At 71.9% G+C, this 17,205-nt stretch carries 16 protein-coding genes; 3 read left to right on the top strand and 13 right to left on the bottom strand.

Going from position 1 to position 17,205, the window contains the following annotated elements; all coding sequences use genetic code 11:
• Positions 1 to 266: 266 nt before the first annotated feature.
• The 7 genes from truB to rimP all read right to left on the bottom strand — a co-directional run bounded on the left by truB (position 267) and on the right by rimP (position 7,290).
• A complete protein-coding gene (gene truB / locus FGW37_RS23765; protein WP_058046534.1) occupies positions 267 to 1,169 on the bottom strand; it encodes a tRNA pseudouridine(55) synthase TruB in 903 nt (300 codons plus the stop codon).
• Complete coding sequence (rbfA, locus tag FGW37_RS23760; RefSeq protein ID WP_179082896.1) at positions 1,166 to 1,621, bottom strand: 30S ribosome-binding factor RbfA; 456 nt, start codon at positions 1,619 to 1,621, stop codon at positions 1,166 to 1,168. Before rbfA ends, truB begins: the two co-directional genes overlap by 4 nt.
• Positions 1,622 to 1,672: 51 nt before the next feature.
• Positions 1,673 to 1,969, bottom strand: a complete 297-nt coding sequence (locus FGW37_RS23755) for a DUF503 domain-containing protein (protein ID WP_179082895.1) — start codon at positions 1,967 to 1,969, stop codon at positions 1,673 to 1,675.
• A 136-nt stretch (positions 1,970 to 2,105) separates the two neighbouring features.
• Positions 2,106 to 5,159: a translation initiation factor IF-2 gene (gene infB / locus FGW37_RS23750; RefSeq protein ID WP_179082894.1), complete on the bottom strand. Its 3,054-nt coding sequence runs from the start codon at positions 5,157 to 5,159 to the stop codon at positions 2,106 to 2,108.
• Positions 5,160 to 5,342: 183 nt separating this feature from the next.
• Positions 5,343 to 5,624 carry a YlxR family protein gene (locus FGW37_RS23745; RefSeq protein WP_179082893.1) on the bottom strand — a complete coding sequence of 94 codons (282 nt, stop codon included), beginning with the start codon at positions 5,622 to 5,624 and terminating at the stop codon, positions 5,343 to 5,345.
• A 116-nt stretch (positions 5,625 to 5,740) separates the two neighbouring features.
• Entirely contained in the window at positions 5,741 to 6,742 is a 1,002-nt protein-coding gene (gene nusA / locus FGW37_RS23740; protein ID WP_179082892.1) for a transcription termination factor NusA, read from the bottom strand.
• Positions 6,743 to 6,744: 2 nt separating this feature from the next.
• Positions 6,745 to 7,290, bottom strand: coding sequence for a ribosome maturation factor RimP (gene rimP, locus FGW37_RS23735; RefSeq protein WP_179082891.1), 546 nt, complete (start codon positions 7,288 to 7,290; stop codon positions 6,745 to 6,747).
• A 169-nt stretch (positions 7,291 to 7,459) separates the two neighbouring features.
• Here rimP and FGW37_RS23730 point away from each other — a divergent pair, with 169 nt between their 5' ends.
• From FGW37_RS23730 to FGW37_RS23720, 3 genes are read left to right on the top strand one after another with little or no spacing between them, the layout of a single operon-like run.
• The gene (locus FGW37_RS23730) at positions 7,460 to 8,167 is read left to right on the top strand and encodes a hypothetical protein (protein ID WP_179082890.1); all 708 of its coding nucleotides are present in this window, start codon (positions 7,460 to 7,462) and stop codon (positions 8,165 to 8,167) included.
• Positions 8,164 to 8,661 carry a ferritin-like domain-containing protein gene (locus tag FGW37_RS23725; protein ID WP_179082889.1) on the top strand — a complete coding sequence of 166 codons (498 nt, stop codon included), beginning with the start codon at positions 8,164 to 8,166 and terminating at the stop codon, positions 8,659 to 8,661. The genes FGW37_RS23730 and FGW37_RS23725 overlap by 4 nt, the downstream gene beginning before the upstream one ends.
• 31 nt (positions 8,662 to 8,692) lie before the next feature.
• Positions 8,693 to 9,628 (top strand): aminoglycoside phosphotransferase family protein, encoded by a 936-nt coding sequence (locus FGW37_RS23720; protein ID WP_179082888.1) that lies wholly within the window; start codon positions 8,693 to 8,695, stop codon positions 9,626 to 9,628.
• 218 nt (positions 9,629 to 9,846) lie between these two features.
• On the opposite strand, the gene FGW37_RS23715 is transcribed toward FGW37_RS23720, so the two are convergent.
• From FGW37_RS23715 to dxr, 6 genes are all read right to left on the bottom strand, one after another.
• Positions 9,847 to 11,544: a proline--tRNA ligase gene (locus FGW37_RS23715; protein WP_179082887.1), complete on the bottom strand. Its 1,698-nt coding sequence runs from the start codon at positions 11,542 to 11,544 to the stop codon at positions 9,847 to 9,849.
• 117 nt (positions 11,545 to 11,661) lie between these two features.
• Positions 11,662 to 12,195 (bottom strand): GNAT family N-acetyltransferase, encoded by a 534-nt coding sequence (locus FGW37_RS23710; protein ID WP_179082886.1) that lies wholly within the window; start codon positions 12,193 to 12,195, stop codon positions 11,662 to 11,664.
• Positions 12,196 to 12,240: 45 nt separating this feature from the next.
• Positions 12,241 to 13,086: a GNAT family N-acetyltransferase gene (locus FGW37_RS23705; RefSeq protein ID WP_179082885.1), complete on the bottom strand. Its 846-nt coding sequence runs from the start codon at positions 13,084 to 13,086 to the stop codon at positions 12,241 to 12,243.
• A 197-nt stretch (positions 13,087 to 13,283) separates the two neighbouring features.
• Positions 13,284 to 14,441: a flavodoxin-dependent (E)-4-hydroxy-3-methylbut-2-enyl-diphosphate synthase gene (gene ispG, locus FGW37_RS23700; protein WP_179082884.1), complete on the bottom strand. Its 1,158-nt coding sequence runs from the start codon at positions 14,439 to 14,441 to the stop codon at positions 13,284 to 13,286.
• A 174-nt stretch (positions 14,442 to 14,615) separates the two neighbouring features.
• Positions 14,616 to 15,917: a M50 family metallopeptidase gene (locus FGW37_RS23695; RefSeq protein ID WP_179082883.1), complete on the bottom strand. Its 1,302-nt coding sequence runs from the start codon at positions 15,915 to 15,917 to the stop codon at positions 14,616 to 14,618.
• On the bottom strand, positions 15,914 to 17,191 hold the full coding sequence (gene dxr, locus FGW37_RS23690) for a 1-deoxy-D-xylulose-5-phosphate reductoisomerase (RefSeq protein ID WP_179082882.1): 1,278 nt from the start codon (positions 17,189 to 17,191) through the stop codon (positions 15,914 to 15,916). Before dxr ends, FGW37_RS23695 begins: the two co-directional genes overlap by 4 nt.
• Positions 17,192 to 17,205: the final 14 nt, after the last annotated feature.

The raw sequence follows: 17,205 nt of genomic DNA, 5'->3' as shown, positions 1-17,205 counted from the left end.
CGGCACGGCACCGTCGTCTCATGCCAGGGCAGCACTGCGAGTCACCCAGGACGGCAGCGCAGGTCACCCCAGAAGGCCCCGTGCGGGCGCCCACGGCCCCGCCCAGCGCGCGCAGTCCGCCCCCGCGCCTCTAGCGCCGCAGAAGCCGTCCTGCAGCCGACAACAACCCCTGAGCGGGGTCGGCGCACGCCCCCGCGCCCGGGCGGCCGCAGCCAGGGGCACGGCACCGCGCCGAAGCGCCGGCCGCGCCCCCGCCCGGCCGGCTTCTAGCCGAAGGCCGCCAGGCTCTTCGCCCGGCCGCCCTGGTTCTCCAGCAGGAGCAGGAAGCGCCCGTCCGGACCGAAGGCCGCGATCGGCCCCGTGGTGTCGAAGAGCGGGACGCGTACCCGCACACCGTTGGCGAGCAGGCGCGCCTGCTCCTCCGTGACGTCCCAGCGCTGGAAGGCTGCAGCGGCAGCCTCGGCGACCGGCATGATCGTCAGCTCTTCCTGGAGCTGGTCCAGCGTGCGGGCGTCGCCCAGCCCGTACGGGCCGACGCGCGTCCGCCGCAGGGCGGTGAGGTGGCCCCCCACGCCCGTGTCGGCGCCCAGGTCGCGCGCGAGGGCGCGCACGTACGTCCCGGAGGAGCAGACGACGGAGACCAGCAGGTCCTGCACGGGGGTGCCGTCCGCGGCCTCCGCGGGGGTCACGGCGTGGACGGCGAACGACGAGACGGTCACCGGCCGGGCCGGGATCTCGAAGTCCTCGCCCTCGCGCGCCCGCTTGTACGACCGCTTGCCGTCGATCTTGATCGCGCTGACCTTCGACGGCACCTGCATGATCGCGCCGGTGAGCTTGGCCACGCCCGCGTCGATCGCCTCACGGGTGACCGCGGAGGCGTCGGCCGAGGACGTGATGTCGCCCTCCGCGTCGTCCGTGACGGTGTTCTGCCCCAGGCGGATCGTCGCGACGTACTCCTTCTCGGTCAGCGCGAGGTGGCCGAGAAGTTTCGTCGCCCGCTCGATGCCGAGGACGAGGACGCCCGTCGCCATGGGGTCGAGCGTCCCCGCGTGCCCCACGCGCCGCGTCCGCGCGATGCCGCGCATCTTCGCGACGACGTCGTGCGAGGTGAAGCCGGCCGGCTTGTCGACGATGACGAGGCCGTCCGGCGGGGTCTCCTTGTGCTTCATTCGCCGGCAGCGTCCTTGTCGTCCTCGTCCTCGCCCGGCTTGCGGTACGGGTCGGCCTCGCCGGCGTACGTCGCGCCCGAGGACGCCTGGCGCACCTGGGCGTCGGAGGCCCGGGCACGGTCGAGGAGGTCCTCGATGGTGCGGGCGTTCTCCGGCAGGGCGTCGGCCACGAACGTCAGGGTCGGCGTGAACTTGATGCCGGCCGCACGGCCGACCTCCGAGCGCAGGATGCCCTTGGCGCTCTCCAGGCCCGCGGCCGCGCTGGCGCGGTCCTCGTCATCGCCGTAGACCGTGTAGAAGACCGTAGCCTCCCGCAGGTCGCCGGTGACCCGGGTGTCCGTGATGGTCACATGCGAGCCGAGCCGCGGGTCCTTGATTCCGCGCTGCAGCTTCTGGGCGATCACCTCGCGGATGAGGTCCGCCAGCCTTTTCGCACGCGCGTTGTCGGCCACTGGTCCGTCTCCTTCTTCTTGTCCATTGTGCTTGTGGCGCCGGTGACGCGCTCAGTCGTCGTGGTCGCCGTGGAACCGCCGCCTGACCGAGAGCAGCTCCACTTCGGGACGTGCGGCGACCCAGCGCTCGCAGCGGTCCAGTAGGTCTGTGAGGTGCCCCGCGTCCCCGGAGACCGCCGCCAGGCCGATCGTCGCCCGGCGGTAGAGGTCCTGGTCGCCGACCTCCGCCACGCTCACCGCGTACTTGCGGTGCAGCTCGGCGATGATCGGGCGGACGACGGAGCGCTTCTCCTTCAGCGACCGTACGTCGCCGAGGAGGAGGTCGAAGGACAGAGTCCCTGCATACATGCGTGACGGGTGAAGCCCACCCGGGAGGCGTGAGGTCCAGCTGTGGTGTAGGGCTCTTCGAACCGTACACGCAACGGCCGGGGCCGATCGACGGAAATATGCTCCGCCGACCGGCCCCGGGGTCGAGCTATGCGATTCAGCCGCGCGGCTTCTCGCGCATCTCGTACGTCGCGATGACGTCGTCGATCTTGATGTCGTTGAAGTTTCCGAGGTTGATACCGCCCTCGAAGCCTTCGCGGATCTCGGTGACGTCGTCCTTGAAGCGACGCAGACCGACGATGTTGAGCTCCTCCGCGATGACCTTGCCGTCGCGGATGAGGCGCGCCTTGGTGTTGCGCTTGACCTCGCCGGAGCGGATGAGGACACCCGCGATGTTGCCCAGCTTGGACGAGCGGAAGATCTCGCGGATCTCCGCCGTACCCAGCTCGACCTCTTCGTACTCCGGCTTCAGCATGCCCTTGAGGGCCGCCTCGATCTCCTCGATCGCCTGGTAGATGACCGAGTAGTACCGGACGTCGACGCCCTCGCGCTCGGCCATCTGCGTGGCACGGCCCTCGGCGCGGACGTTGAAGCCGATGACGATCGCGTCGGAGCCGGTCGCCAGGTTGATGTCGGACTCGGTGACCGCACCCACACCACGGTGCAGGATGCGGATCTCGACCTCTTCGCCGACGTCGAGCTGGAGCAGCGAGGACTCGAGAGCCTCCACCGAACCGGACGCGTCGCCCTTGATGATGATGTTGAGGTCCTGCACCAGACCGGCCTTGAGCACCTTGTCGAGGTCCTCGAGGGACACCCGGCGGGTGCGCTTGGCGAAGGCGGCGTTGCGCTCGCGCGCAGCGCGCTTCTCGGCGATCTGGCGTGCCGTGCGGTCCTCGTCGACGACGAGGAAGTTGTCGCCGGCGCCCGGGACGTTGGTGAGACCAAGGACGAGGACGGGGGTCGACGGACCCGCTTCCTCGACGTTCTGGCCCTTGTCGTCGAGCATGGCGCGGACACGGCCGTAGGCGTCACCGGCGACCATCGTGTCACCGACGCGGAGGGTACCGCGCTGGACGAGCACGGTGGCCACGGCGCCGCGGCCACGGTCGAGGTGGGCCTCGATCGCGATGCCCTGCGCGTCCTGCTCCGCGTTGGCGCGCAGGTCGAGCGCGGCGTCGGCGGTGAGGACGACGGCCTCGAGCAGCTTGTCGATGTTCAGACCCTGCTTGGCGGAGATGTCGACGAACATCGTGTCGCCGCCGTACTCCTCGGCCACCAGACCGAACTCGGTGAGCTGACCGCGCACCTTCGTCGGGTCGGCGCCCTCGACGTCGATCTTGTTGACCGCGACCACGATCGGCACGTCGGCCGCCTTGGCGTGGTTCAGGGCCTCGATCGTCTGCGGCATGACACCGTCGTTGGCCGCCACCACGAGGATCGCGATGTCGGTCGACTTGGCACCACGGGCACGCATGGCGGTGAACGCCTCGTGACCCGGGGTGTCGATGAAGGTGATCTTGCGCTCTTCGTCGTTGACGTCGGTGGAGACCTGGTAGGCACCGATGTGCTGGGTGATGCCGCCGGCCTCGCCCGCGACCACGTTGGTCTTGCGGATCGCGTCGAGGAGTCGCGTCTTACCGTGGTCGACGTGACCCATGACGGTCACGACCGGCGGACGCGCGACGAGCATCTCCTCGCCGCCCTCGTTCTCACCGAACTCGATGTCGAAGGACTCGAGCAGCTCGCGGTCCTCCTCCTCGGGGCTGACGATCTGAACGGTGTAGTTCATCTCGCCGCCGAGGAGCTGCAGCGTCTCGTCCGAGACGGACTGCGTGGCCGTGACCATCTCGCCGAGGTTCATCATCACGGCGACGAGCGACGCCGGGTTGGCGCCGATCTTCTCCGCGAAGTCGGTGAGGGAGGCACCGCGCGACAGGCGAATGGTCTCGCCGCCGCCGCGGGGCAGCATCACGCCGCCCACGGACGGGGCCTGCATGGCCTCGTACTCCTGGCGCCGCTGACGCTTGGACTTGCGGCCACGGCGCGCCGGACCGCCGGGACGGCCGAAGGCGCCCTGCGTGCCGCCACGGGCACCCGGACCGCCGGGACGGCCACCGAAACCGGGACGACCGCCGCCGAAGCCACCGCCGCCACCGGGGCCACCGCCACCGGGACGACCGGCGAAGCCGCCGCCACCACCGGGACGACCGCCGCCGCCGGGACCGGCCGGACGACCGGCGAAGCCCGGACGACCGGCACCGCCGCCGGGACGACCGGCACCGCCGCCGCCGGGACCGCGACCGCCGCCACCGGGGCCCGGACGCGGGCCGGCAGCCGGACGCTGCGGCATCATGCCCGGGTTCGGGCGGTTGCCAGAGGGAGCACCACCGGGACGCGGGGCGCCACCGGGGGCACCCTGCGGACGGGGCATGCCGCCCGGGGTCGGACGGGCGCCGCCCGGACCCTGCGGACGGGGAGCACCGCCGGGACCGCCCTGCGGACGCGGAGCGCCCGGGGCACCCTGGCCACCGGGGCGCGGCGCGCCACCGGGACGGGGGGCCTGCGGACGGGCCATGCCCGTGGAGCCACCGGAGGTGAAGGGGTTGTTGCCCGGACGGGGACCGGCCGGACGGGCGCCACCGGGACGCGGGGCACGCTCGCCCGCACCACCGGGACGCGGGGCGCGCTCGGGGCGGCCGCCGTCACGCTGGCCGGCGGGACCCGGACGGGCACCACTGGGGCGCGGGCCGGGGGTGGCGCCGGGGCGCGGCGCGGCCGGACGCTCGGTGGCCGGACGCTCGGTGGCCGGCGCGGAGAACTCCGCAGCGGGCACCGGAGTGACCGGGGCGGGCTTGGCCGGAGCCGCCGGAGCGGGCTTCGGGCCAGGACGCGGGCCGGGCGTCGGCGCGGCCTGGGACGGCTTGGGGGCAGCTGCCTCCGCCGGCTTGGGGGCGGCGGGACGGGGCGCACCCGGAGTGGGGGCACCCGGCTTGGGGGCCGCGGACTTGCGCGGCGCCGCGGGCTTCGCACCGGGCTTGCCGGCGCCGCCGGGTCCCTGCAGTGCGTCAGTCAGTTTGCGGACAACCGGCGCCTCGATCGTCGAGGACGCCGAACGGACGAATTCACCAAGTTCTTGGAGCTTGGCCATGACGACCTTGCTCTCCACTCCGAACTCCTTGGCGAGTTCGTATACCCGGACCTTAGCCACTTCGCTCCTTCTAGGTCCGGGGTGTCCACCGGACCGTCGCTACTTCATGGGCGTACTCATCGCGTACTCATCGAGTGCTCATCGCAATCTCGACCTACTTCCAACTCGCGAGGTACCTGACCGCACGGTTACCCGTGCCGTGCTTCTTACAGTGGGGCCATACCCCGCAGATGCGGGGCCGAACTACTGCTGTTCGATCTGTTCGATGCACCGGCGGAGCTCCGCCGTATCGAGCGGCCCCGGGCTTTTGAAGGCCCTGGGAAACGCCCGGCGGCGGACCGCCAGGTCGAGACAGACCAGTGTCGGGTGCACGGAGGCACCCCGGCCGGGCAGCGTACCGCGACGGTCGGGGACGCAGGCGCCCTCGATCACCACGATCCGCAGCAGATCGCCCTTGGCCGCTCGCTCCCGGCATCCCACACAGGTTCGCTCAGGGCATGCGCGGGCATGCGTCCGGCCAGACACTCTTCAGTCTACCTCCCCGCGCCCACCCCACCCCTGGGGGGCAGTGATCGGGCACGTATGCGTTTCGGCCACGATGCCGGGACCCGCGCAGACGGGCCCCGGTGTCGTGAACGTGATCAGGCTCGGCCGGATTCCCGGTCGGGCTGCTCGGTGTCCGGGCGGATGTCGATGCGCCACCCGGTGAGGCGCGCGGCGAGGCGGGCGTTCTGCCCCTCCTTGCCGATGGCCAGCGACAGCTGGTAGTCGGGCACGGTCACCCGGGCGGAGCGCGCGGCGAGGTCCACGACCTCGACCTTGCTCACCCGCGCGGGCGACAGCGCGTGCGCCACCAGCTCGGCGGGGTCGTCCGACCAGTCGACGATGTCGATCTTCTCGCCGTGCAGCTCGGCCATGACGTTGCGGACCCGGCCGCCCATGGGGCCGATGCAGGCGCCCTTGGCGTTGAGGCCCGACCGCGTGGAGCGGACCGCGATCTTCGTGCGGTGGCCGGCCTCACGGGCGATGGCGGCGATCTCCACCGAACCGTCCGCGATCTCCGGCACCTCCAGGGCGAAGAGCTTCTTGACCAGATTCGGGTGGGTGCGCGAGAGCGTGACGGACGGACCGCGCACGCCCTTCGCCACCCGTACGACGTACGTGCGCAGGCGCGTGCCGTGCTTGTACTCCTCGCCGGGGACCTGCTCCTGCACCGGCAGGATGGCCTCCAGCTTGCCGATGTCCACGAGGACGTTCTTCGGGTCCTTGCCCTGCTGGACGATGCCCGCGACGACGTCGCCCTCGCGGCCCGCGAACTCACCGAAAGTGATCTCGTCCTCGGCGTCGCGCAGACGCTGGAGGATGACCTGCTTGGCGGTGGTCGCGGCGATCCGGCCGAAGCCGGACGGCGTGTCGTCGAACTCGCGGGCCTCCTCGCCCTCCTCCAGGTCCTGCGGGTCCTCCTTGGCCCACACCGTCACGTGGCCGGTGCCGCGGTCCAGCTCCACGCGGGCGCGGCGGCGGCTCCCCTCGGTGCGGTGGTAGGCGATGAGGAGGGCCGACTCGATCGCCTCGACCAGCAGGTCGAAGGAGATCTCCTTCTCTCGCACCAGACCCCGCAGGGCACTCATGTCGATGTCCACGGCTACGCCTCCTCTTGGCTCTCGTCGGTTTCGTCGGCGGCCTCTGCCGCCGCGCCTGCGGTCTTCTCCGCGGCCTTGCGGTTGAACTCGATCTCCACGCGGGCCTTGGCGATCTCGCCGAAGGCCAGTCGCCGGGAGGTGGGCTTGCAGCCCTTGACCCCGGGGACCTCCAGGTCCAGCCCCTCGTCGTCCACGGCGACGATGCGCGCCACGAGCTCGCCGCCCTCGGTGAGCTGCGCCTTGATCAGGCGACCGGTGGCACGCACGTAGTGCCGGTGCTCGGTGAGGGGGCGGTCGGCGCCGGGGGAGGTGACTTCCAGGACGTACGGGGCGCCGCCCATGGCGTCCGTCTCGTCGAGCTTCTCGGAGACGGCGCGGCTGACTTCCGCGCACTCGTCCAGCTCGACGCCCGCATCGGAGTCCACCACGATGCGCAGCACACGCCGCTTGCCCGCCGTGGTCACCTCGATCTCTTCCAGATCCAGCTCCCGCGCGCTCACGAGAGGGGCCAGCAGCTCGCGCAGCCGCTCGCTCTGGGTGGTGCTCATCCGGGTGACTCCTCGGCCGCGTGTGCTGTTGTGGGAAAGTCGCGTGTCAGGTCAAAGCCTATCTGTTCCGGCAGCCGACTGACGATTCGGTGCCTCGTCCGCGGCCGCCGGGTTGCGCGCCGGTACGCTCACGTGCGGTGATCATGACCGGACCGGCGGAAAGAGGATCGTGGCGTTCACGACGACGACGCGGGGCCCGGCCGGCCCGCACCGACGCAGGGTACTGGCAGGGGGCGCCGCGGTTCTGCTGAGCGCCGGCGCCGGGGCGCTGCTCACCGGCTGTTCGGGCGCCTCCGGGGCGCCCTCGGGCCCTTCCGCCGCGGAGCGCCTGCGCGCCGCGGCGGGGCGTGACTCCGCGCAGCTGCTCGCGCGCTACGACGCCACGATCGCGGCGCACGGGGCGCTCGCGGAGCGGCTGCGGCCGCTGCGGGAGGAAGTGGCGCGCCATGCGGAGGCTTTCGGCGCGCCGCGGGGGGCGTCGGGCGTGCCGCATGGGGCGGCGACCCCGGCCCCGTCCGGCTCCCGGGACTCCTCAGCCTCTTCCTCGCCGGCTCCTTCAGCCTCCTCCGAGTCGTCCGAGCCGTCCGAGACATCCGAGTCGTCGGGTCCGCCGGAGTCGTCGGAGTCGTCGCCCTCCGAGTCGTCGTCTCCGGAAGCTCCGGGGGCGTCCGCCTCAGGCGCGTCCGCTTCCGCCCGTACGGACGGCGTACCGGGCGACGAGAAGGCGGCCCTGGCCGCACTGGCCGACGCCGAACGGCGCACCGCGGACAGCCGTACCAAGGCCCTCGGCTCCGCCCCGCCCGAACTGGCCCGGCTGCTCGCCTCCGTGGCCGCCGCGGGCGCGGCCCACGCCTACCTGCTCAGGAGTGACGCATGACGGAGACGGCGAGCCCCAGGGCGCCCAAGGACCCCGCCGTGCGGCAGGCGCTGCAGGCGGCCCAGGCCGCGCTCGGGGCCGAGCACGCCGCGGTGTACGGCTACGGGGTCGTCGGCGCGCGCGTGGTGCAGGAGCGGGCGGCGGAGGCGCGCGAGGCCTACGACGCGCACCGCGCGCGGCGGGACGCGATGAGCCGGGCGGTACGGGACCTGGGCGGCGTGCCCGAGGCGGCGGCCGCCGGGTACGCGCTGCCGTTCCCCGTCACGGATGCGGACGCCGCCGTGCGGCTGGCGGCGGAGCTGGAGGGGCGCGTCGCGGCCGTGTACGCCGATCTCGTGGCCGCCGCCAGCGGTGACCTGCGGCTCGAGGCGGCGGGCGGGCTGCGTGAGGCGGCAGTGCGCGCGGTGCGCTGGCGCGGCGGCGGCGTAGCCTTCCCTGGGCTCACGGAGCGTACGGCTCCGGGGAGACCCAGCGGTTCACCCGAACGCCCCTGACCGGCAAGGACGAAAAGGACAGCACAGGGATATGAGCAACGCCGACGACCGCTTCGCACCACCGGAGCGGCTGGTGCGGACCCTGGGCTCCGGGCCGGCGGACGGGGCGGGGCGCCAGTGGCTCGCTTCGCTCCCGGAGCAGGTGCACGAGTTCGCGGAGCGCTGGGAGCTGACCCCGGAGCGGGTGCACGAACCGGGTGGGCAGGGCAGCGTTGTCATCCTCGCGCGCCGGGCCGACGGCACGGGTGCCGTACTGAAGCTGGAAGTACCGGGTGAGGCTGCCGCACTGGAGCATGCAGCGCTGGCGCATTGGAACGGCCTGGGCGCGGTCCGGGTGCTGCAGGCGGAGCCCGAGGCGGGTGCGCTCCTCCTGGAGCGGCTGCGCGCCGATGTGAGCCTGCGGTCCCTGGCGGAGCCGAAGGCCGTCCTGGAGGCGACGGCGACGCTGCAGCGTCTCTGGGTGCGTCCGGCTGATGACCACCCGTTTACTTCGGTGGCCGACCACACGCTTCGCCTCGCGGGCGCCATGCGGGAGCAGCGCGGGGAGCCGTGGGCGGCGGACGCGCGGGCCGTCGTCGACGAGGCCCTGGAGCTGCGGGAGGCACTGACGGCCGGCGCCGGCGCCGAGGAGCCGGCGTCCCTGCTGCACGGCAGCTACCAGCAGGGCAAGGTGCTCGCCGGTGAGCGGGCGCCGTGGCTGGCCGTCGGCCCCAGGCCCGTGGTGGGTGAGCGGGCCTACGACCTGGCGTGGCTCGCCCGTGACCGGGTCGACACCCTGATGGCCTCCCCCGGGGCTGCAGCCATCGCCCGGCGGCGTGTGGCCAAGCTCGCCGACGCCCTGGACGTCGACCGCGACCGGCTGCGCGGCTGGGCCCTCTTCCGCACGGCGGAGGCGGGCATGCGCGAACTCGCCTCCGGGGCGCGCGCACGGGGCGAACTCCTGCTGGAGTTCGCGGGGATGCTCTGACGGCGTTTCCCGCCCCATGCGGTGCGGGCGGGCCGCCCCATGCGCATCCGGCCTCCGCCCCATGCGGGTGCCGTTGCCGCCCCATGCGGTGCAGGTGGCCCGCCCCGTGCGGTTCCCGTCTTCGCCCCATGCCGTGCAGGTGCGAACGCGCCCCATGCGGCTCTTGCTTCCGCCCCATGCGGCCGGGGCACGGGGCCCCGGCCGTCCCTGGCGGTCCGTCAGCGGCGCGCGCTCAGCCGCTCGATCGCCTCGGCGACCGGCAGCTCCTCACGGGCGCCCGTGCGCCGGTCCTTCAGCTCGACGAGCCCCTGGGGCGCCCCGCGGCCGACCACCAGGATCTCCGGGATGCCGATCAGCTCGGCGTCGGTGAACTTCACGCCCGGGGAGACGCCGGTGCGGTCGTCGACGAGTACCCGGACGCCTGCGGAGCCCAGCTTGTCCGCGAGTTCCAGGGCGAGTTCGATCTGGACCGCCTTGCCGGCGGCGACGATGTGCACGTCCGCGGGGGCGACCTCACGGGGCCAGCACAGGCCGGACTCGTCGTGCGTCTGCTCGGCGAGGGCCGCCACGGCGCGGGAGACGCCGATGCCGTACGAACCCATGGTGACGCGGACCGGCTTGCCGTTCTGCCCGAGGACGTCGAGCCCGAAGGCGTCGGCGTACTTGCGGCCCAGCTGGAAGATGTGGCCGATTTCGATCGCCCGGCCGATCTCCAGTCCCGCGCCGCAGCGGGGGCAGGGGTCGCCCGGCTCGACCACGACCACGTCGAGGTACTGGTCCACCTCGAAGTCCCGTCCGCACACCACGTTGCGGGCGTGCTTGCCGGGCTTGTTGGCGCCGGTGATCCACGCGGTGCCGGGCGCCACGCGCGGGTCGGCGATGTAGCGCAGCTTGAGGCCCTGGGGGCCGACGTAGCCCCGTACGAGGTCGGGCCGGTCCGCGAAGTCCTCGGCGGTGACCAGCTCGACGACGGCGGGCGCCAGGTGCTCCCCCAGCTTGCCGAGGTCGACCTCGCGGTCGCCGGGCACTCCGACGGCGGTGATCTCGCCGTCGACCTTGACGAGGAGGTTCTTCAGCGTCGCGGAGGCCGGCACGCCGAGGTGGGCCGCGAGGGTCTCGATGGTGGGCGTGTCGGGCGTGTCCAGCTCCTCGACGGCCCCGTGGCCCGCGGGGGCGGCGGGGGTCACGGCCACGGTGACGGCTTCCGTGTTGGCCGCGTAGTCGCACCGCGGGCAGTCCACGAAGGTGTCCTCGCCGGCTGCGGCCGGCGCCAGGAACTCCTCGGACGCGGAGCCGCCCATGGCGCCCGAGACGGCGGAGACGACGCGGTAGTCGAGGCCCAGGCGCTCGAAGATGCGGGTGTACGCCTCGCGGTGCAGGCGGTAGGACTCGGCGAGCCCCTCGTCGGTGGTGTCGAAGGAGTAGGAGTCCTTCATCTGGAACTCGCGCCCGCGCAGCACGCCGGAGCGGGGCCGGGCCTCGTCGCGGTACTTGGTCTGGATCTGGTAGAGGATCACGGGCAGGTCCTTGTAGGACGTGCACTGGTCCTTGACCGTGAGGGTGAAGATCTCCTCGTGCGTGGGGCCGAGCAGGTAGTCGGCGCCCTTGCGGTCCTTGAGGCGGAACAGGAGGTCGCCGTACTCCTCCCAGCGCCCGCTCGCCTCGTAGGGCTCCTTGGGCAGCAGGGCGGGCAGCAGGACCTCCTGGCCGCCGATGGCGTCCATCTCCTCCCGCACCACGCGCGAGACGTTCTCCAGCACCTTCTTGCCGAGTGGCAGCCACGTCCAGACACCGGCGGACGAGCGTCGGACGTACCCGGCGCGGACCAGCAGCTTGTGGCTGGCGGTCTCCGCGTCGGCCGGGTCGTCGCGCAGTGTCTTCAGCAGCGTGGTGGACATGCGCTGGACATGGGCCATCGTTGGTCTCCTGGCGGGGCGTAGGGAATGTCAGGAGATTAGCGGCAGCCCGGTGCTCCGCTGAAACGGGTTCTCGCGCCGTACGGCCCGCACGGCGCCTCTCCGCGGCCCCGTGCCTCACCCCAGCAGCGGCAGCGGGGCCCCCATCACCACGTACGGGCTGTGCGCGCTGGGGAAGTGCACGGGGCGCGCCAGGTCGCGGTAGCCGAGCCTGCGGTAAAGGCCGCGGGCGGGGGACTCGGTGTCGATGGCGGAGAGGATCGAGCGCGGCTCTGCGGCGCTGTCGGTGATGGTGGTGATGAGTGCCCGGCCGATGCCCCGTTTCTGGAAGTCGGGGTGGACGTGCAGCTCCGTGATGACGAAGGAGTCGTCGAGCCAGCCTTCGCTGCCCGTGGCACGCAGGTAGGGCTCGACGACGCCCGACCACCAGTGGCTGCGGTCGTTGGGCATCCCGTAGACGAAGCCGACGAGGCGCCCCCCGCGGGTGGTCGCCCCGAGCGCGCGGGCACCGCGGGAGGCGAGGTGGCGCAGCACGATGTGCCGCCGTACGGCGACCTCTTCCGCGGTGAGCCCGAAGGCCAGCGCCTGCACGGCCAGCGCGTCGTCGACCCGCGCGGCGAGGTCGAGCGGCCCGACCACGATGTCATCCATGCGGGGAGGCTACCTGCACGCTCCCCGCGAGCGGGGGCCGGCGGCTCAGAACAGCACGCTCATGAACGCGCCGGTCTCCTCGAAGCCGACGCGCCGGTAGGCGGCCCGGGCGGCGGTGTTGTAGTCGTTCACGTAGAGGCTGACGACGGGCGACACCTCGGTGAGGGCGTAGCGCAGGACGGCCGCCATGCCGGTCACGGACAGGCCGCGGCCGCGGTACTCGGGGGCGACCCAGACGCCCTGGATCTGGCAGGCACGGGGCGTCGCGGCGCCGATCTCGGCCTTGAAGACGACGTGGCCGTCCTCGATGCGGGCGAAGGAGCGGCCGGAGCCCACGAGCTCGGCGACGCGGGCCTGGTAGAGGAGCCCGCCGTCCCCGGCGAGCGGGGAGACGCCGACCTCCTCGGTGAACATGGCGACACAGGCCGGCATGATCACTTCCATCTCGTCCTTGCGGATGCGGCGGACGAGGGGGTCGGGCTCGACGTCGGCGGGCATGGAGCGGGTGACCATGAGGGGCTGGTGGCTGCGGACCTCGCGCGCGGGGCCCCAGTGGGGCTCGAGGAGCGACCAGAGCGCGGACGTGGCCTCCGCGGGGCCCACGATGGAGGAGCAGCGGCGCCCCGCGCGGCGCGCGCGGTCGGCGAAGGCCCGTACGGCCTCGGGGCCCGCGCAGATGGGGACGAGGTTGGCGCCGGCGTAGCAGAGGGACTCGAGACGGCCACCCGAGTACCAGCCCCACATCTCGCCGCCGAGCCGCCAGGGGTCGAGGCCCGCGACCTGGACGCGGGCGGCGACGAAGGCGTTGGCGACGGGGTCGCGGTCGAGGACGCCGAGGGCGGCCTCGATGTCGCCGGGCTCCAGGACCTTGGTGGTGGTCGTCGTCAGCACGTGTGGGTTTGCCTCACCGTCGCGGGGCCCGAGGCCGGAGGAACAGGTCTTGGAACTGTACCTCCCGGCCTCCTGGGCGCACCCCCCTTGCGGCCGCACGGGGCGGGAAGCAGCGGTGCCCCGCCCCGTGCTGGACGGGAGGCGGGGCACTGCGGGCACTACGGCGTGCATGGGCGCATGGGGCGCGGAAGCGAGGGTCAGCCGGCGATGCTGATCTTGGGCTCGCCGGACGCGACGCCGTCCTTCTCCATCTGCTCGGCGATCTTCATGGCTTCCTCGATGAGGGTCTCCACGATCTTCGACTCCGGCACGGTCTTGATGACCTCGCCCTTCACGAAGATCTGCCCCTTGCCATTACCCGAGGCGACACCCAGGTCGGCCTCACGGGCCTCACCCGGACCATTGACGACGCAGCCCATCACCGCGACGCGCAACGGCACCTCCATACCCTCCAGACCAGCACTGACCTGATCCGCAAGCTTGTACACATCCACCTGCGCACGACCACAGGACGGACACGAGACGATCTCCAGACGACGCTGGCGCAGCCCCAGGGACTCCAGGATCTGCATACCCACCTTGATCTCCTCCGCCGGCGGGGCCGACAGCGACACACGGATGGTGTCACCGATGCCCTCCGACAGCAGCGCACCGAACGCCACCGCGGACTTGATCGTCCCCTGGAACGCCGGACCCGCCTCGGTCACACCCAGGTGCAGCGGATAGTCACACTGCGCCGCCAGCTGACGGTACGCATTGACCATCACCACCGGGTCGTTGTGCTTCACCGAGATCTTGATGTCCCGGAACCCGTGCTCCTCGAACAGCGAGGCCTCCCACAACGCCGACTCCACCAGCGCCTCCGGCGTCGCCTTCCCGTACTTCTGCAGCAGCCGCCGGTCCAGCGACCCCGCATTCACACCGATACGGATCGGCGTGCCCGCCTCGGAGGCCGCCTTCGCGATCTCCTTGACCTTGTCGTCGAACTGCTTGATGTTGCCCGGGTTCACACGCACCGCCGCACACCCGGCATCGATCGCCGCGAAGACGTACTTCGGCTGGAAGTGAATGTCCGCGATCACCGGGATCTGCGACTTCTTCGCAATCACCGGCAGCGCGTCCGCGTCATCCTGCGTGGGACAGGCCACCCGCACGATCTGGCAGCCCGACGCCGTCAGCTCCGCGATCTGCTGGAGCGTGGCACCGATGTCCGACGTCCTCGTCGTGGTCATCGACTGCACCGAAACGGGTGCGTCGCCTCCGACGGCCACGGAGCCGACCTGGATCTTGCGGCTGACCCGGCGGTCGGCGAGCTTGATCGGAACGGAAGGCATTCCAAGCGAAATCGCAGTCATGTGGCGAGCAACCCCAAGGTGTGAATCAAGGTCCCGAGATCGGCGGGCTCCGCTTCGAGATTACGGCACCCGATCCGTTCGAAGCACATCCCACTGCGGAGACCCCTCAAACGCAGACGACCGGCCACAGACTGCAGCCGGTCGCCACAAACGGGCGTTTGTCCACACACCGCGCTAGGTGAGCCGAACCGGATTCACCACGTCCGCGATGAGGACGAGAAGAGTGAAGCAGATGAAGATTCCCGCCACCACATAGGCGACCGGCATCAGCTTGGCCACATCGAACGGACCGGGGTCGGGGCGGCGGAACACCTTCGCGAAGGCGCGCCGCACGGACTCCCACAGGGCCCCGGCGATGTGCCCGCCGTCCAGCGGCAGCAGGGGCAGCATGTTGAACAGGAACAGCGAGAGGTTGAAGCCCGCGACCAGGAACAGCATGGTGGCGATCTGCTGCGACGGCGGGATGTCGAGGTTGAACACCTCGCCGCCGACCCGCGCAGCGCCGACGACGCCCATCGGGGAGTCCGCCTTGCGCTCGCCGCCGTCGAAGGCGGCGTTCCACAGGTCGGGGATCTTGCTCGGCAGGGCGATCAGCGACTCGACGCCGGACTGCACCATGTCGCCCATACGGTCGACGGACTGGCCGAAGGTCTGCGGCACGACGCCCGTGGCGGGCGCGAAGCCGAGGAAGCCGGCCGTCACGTACTGCCCCTTGATGGGCGCGCCCTTGCCGTCGTACTTCTGGACCTGGTTGGAGATCAGGTTCGCGTTGAGGGTCTTGCGGACGCCGTCCCGCTCGACGGTGACCGTGGCGGGGCCGGTGGTCTTGCGGATCTCCTTCTGGAGCGTGGCCCAGTCGTCCGTACGGTGCCCGTTGAACGCCACGATCTTGTCGCGCGGCTTGAGGCCGGCGGCCTTGGCCGGGGAGTCCGGATTGCCCTTGCCGCACTTGTCCGTCTGGGCGCTGGCCGCGACGACGCAGTCGGAGACGGTGGAGACGGTCGTCGTCTGTGTGTTGATCCCGAAGGACATCATCACGCCGAGGAAGATCACGACGGCCAGGACGAGGTTCATGAACGGCCCGGCGAACATCACGATGACGCGCTTCCACGGCTTGCGCGTGTAGAAGAGCCGGGAATCGTCGCCGGGCTGGAGCTCCTCGAAGGCGGCCGAGCGTGCGTCCTCGATCATGCCGCGCCACGGCGAGGTGGAGCGAGCGGCGACCCGGCCGTCCGCGCCGGGCGGGAACATTCCGATCATGCGGATGTAGCCGCCGAGCGGGATGGCCTTGATGCCGTACTCGGTCTCGCCCTTCTTCCGCGAGAAGATCGTCGGCCCGAAGCCGACCATGTACTGCGGCACGCGGATGCCGAAGAGCTTCGCGGTCGACAGGTGGCCCAGCTCGTGCCAGGCGATCGAGAAGAGCAGGCCCACCACGAAGACGACTATCCCGAGGACCGTCATCAGTGTCGTCATGCGCGGGCCTCCGAGGTCGCCTTCGCGGTACGGGCCGCCGGGGCCGTCCGCGCTGCCAGTTCACGGGCCCGGGCGCGTGCCCAGGCCTCCGCTTCCAAGACGTCCGCAACGGTGAGGCGGGTTCCCGTGGTGGGCGTGCCGTGTTCCGCCACCACCTCCGCGACCGTATCGACAATCCCGTTGAACGGCAGCCCGCCCGCGAGGAAGGCGTCGACGCACTCTTCGTTGGCCGCGTTGAAGACGGCGGGCGCCGTGCCCCCGAGCTCGCCGACATGCCGGGCGAGGGCCACCGACGGGAAGGCCTCCTCGTCGAGCGGGAAGAACTCCCAGGTGGAGGCCGTGGACCAGTCGAAGGCCGGGGCCGCGTCCGGGATCCTTTCCGGCCAGCCCAGGCCGATGGCGATGGGGCCGCGCATGTCCGGCGGGGTGGCCTGGGCCAGCGTGGAGCCGTCCACGAACTCCACCATCGAGTGGACGTAGGACTGCGGGTGGACGACGACCTCGATGCGCTCGAACGGGATGTCGTACAGCAGGTGCGCCTCGATGACCTCCAGGCCCTTGTTGACCAGGGTCGCGGAGTTGATCGTGATCACCGGCCCCATGGACCAGGTCGGGTGCGCGAGGGCGTCCTCGCGGGTCACGGAGGCCAGCTCGGCCTTCGTACGGCCCCGGAAGGGCCCGCCCGAGGCTGTGACGACCAGCTTGCGGACCTCGGCGCGCGTACCGCCCAGCAGCGCCTGGAAGAGCGCGGCGTGCTCGGAGTCCACGGGGATGATCTGGCCGGGCTTGGCGAGCGCCTTCACCAGCGGGCCGCCCACGATCAGCGACTCCTTGTTGGCCAGCGCGAGCGTCCGGCCGGCCTCCAGGGCCGCCAGGGTCGGCGCCAGGCCGATCGAGCCCGTGATGCCGTTCAGGACGGTGTGGCACGCGCTCCGCGCCAGCTCGGTGGCCGCCTCGGGCCCCGCCAGGATCTCGGGCAGCGGCTCCGCCCCGTACAGCGCCGCCAGCGCCTCACGCAGCGCGGGCACCGTCTCCTCCCGGGCGACGGCGACGGTGCGCACCCGCAGCTGCCGCGCCTGCTCGGCGAGGAGCCCCACGCGGCCGCCGGCGGCCGACAGGCCGGTCACCCGGAACCTGCCGGGGTTGCGGAGCACGAGGTCGATGGCCTGGGTCCCGATCGAGCCGGTGGAACCGAGGATCACGATCTCGCGCGGTCCGCCCGCGGCGGTGGGGGCGGAGTAGCGCAGATGCGGGTCAGCGAGGGAGTCCGTCATGGACTCATTGTTGC

Origin of the sequence: Streptomyces rectiverticillatus, assembly GCF_013394065.1 — a bacterium.
Classification (GTDB): domain Bacteria; phylum Actinomycetota; class Actinomycetes; order Streptomycetales; family Streptomycetaceae; genus Streptomyces; species Streptomyces rectiverticillatus.
The sequence above is the reverse complement of the archived record's forward strand: the minus strand, read 5'-3'. Positions and strand labels throughout refer to the sequence as shown.

Coding starts and splice junctions, on each gene's coding strand:
- truB (WP_058046534.1), bottom strand. CDS start 1,169: ATGAAGCACAAGGAGACCCCGCCGGACGGCCTCGTCATCGTCGACAAG.
- FGW37_RS23755 (WP_179082895.1), bottom strand. CDS start 1,969: ATGTATGCAGGGACTCTGTCCTTCGACCTCCTCCTCGGCGACGTACGG.
- rimP (WP_179082891.1), bottom strand. CDS start 7,290: ATGAGCACCACCCAGAGCGAGCGGCTGCGCGAGCTGCTGGCCCCTCTC.
- FGW37_RS23725 (WP_179082889.1), top strand. CDS start 8,164: ATGACGGAGACGGCGAGCCCCAGGGCGCCCAAGGACCCCGCCGTGCGG.
- FGW37_RS23720 (WP_179082888.1), top strand. CDS start 8,693: ATGAGCAACGCCGACGACCGCTTCGCACCACCGGAGCGGCTGGTGCGG.
- FGW37_RS23715 (WP_179082887.1), bottom strand. CDS start 11,544: ATGGCCCATGTCCAGCGCATGTCCACCACGCTGCTGAAGACACTGCGC.
- FGW37_RS23710 (WP_179082886.1), bottom strand. CDS start 12,195: ATGGATGACATCGTGGTCGGGCCGCTCGACCTCGCCGCGCGGGTCGAC.
- ispG (WP_179082884.1), bottom strand. CDS start 14,441: ATGACTGCGATTTCGCTTGGAATGCCTTCCGTTCCGATCAAGCTCGCC.
- FGW37_RS23695 (WP_179082883.1), bottom strand. CDS start 15,917: ATGACGACACTGATGACGGTCCTCGGGATAGTCGTCTTCGTGGTGGGC.
- dxr (WP_179082882.1), bottom strand. CDS start 17,191: ATGACGGACTCCCTCGCTGACCCGCATCTGCGCTACTCCGCCCCCACC.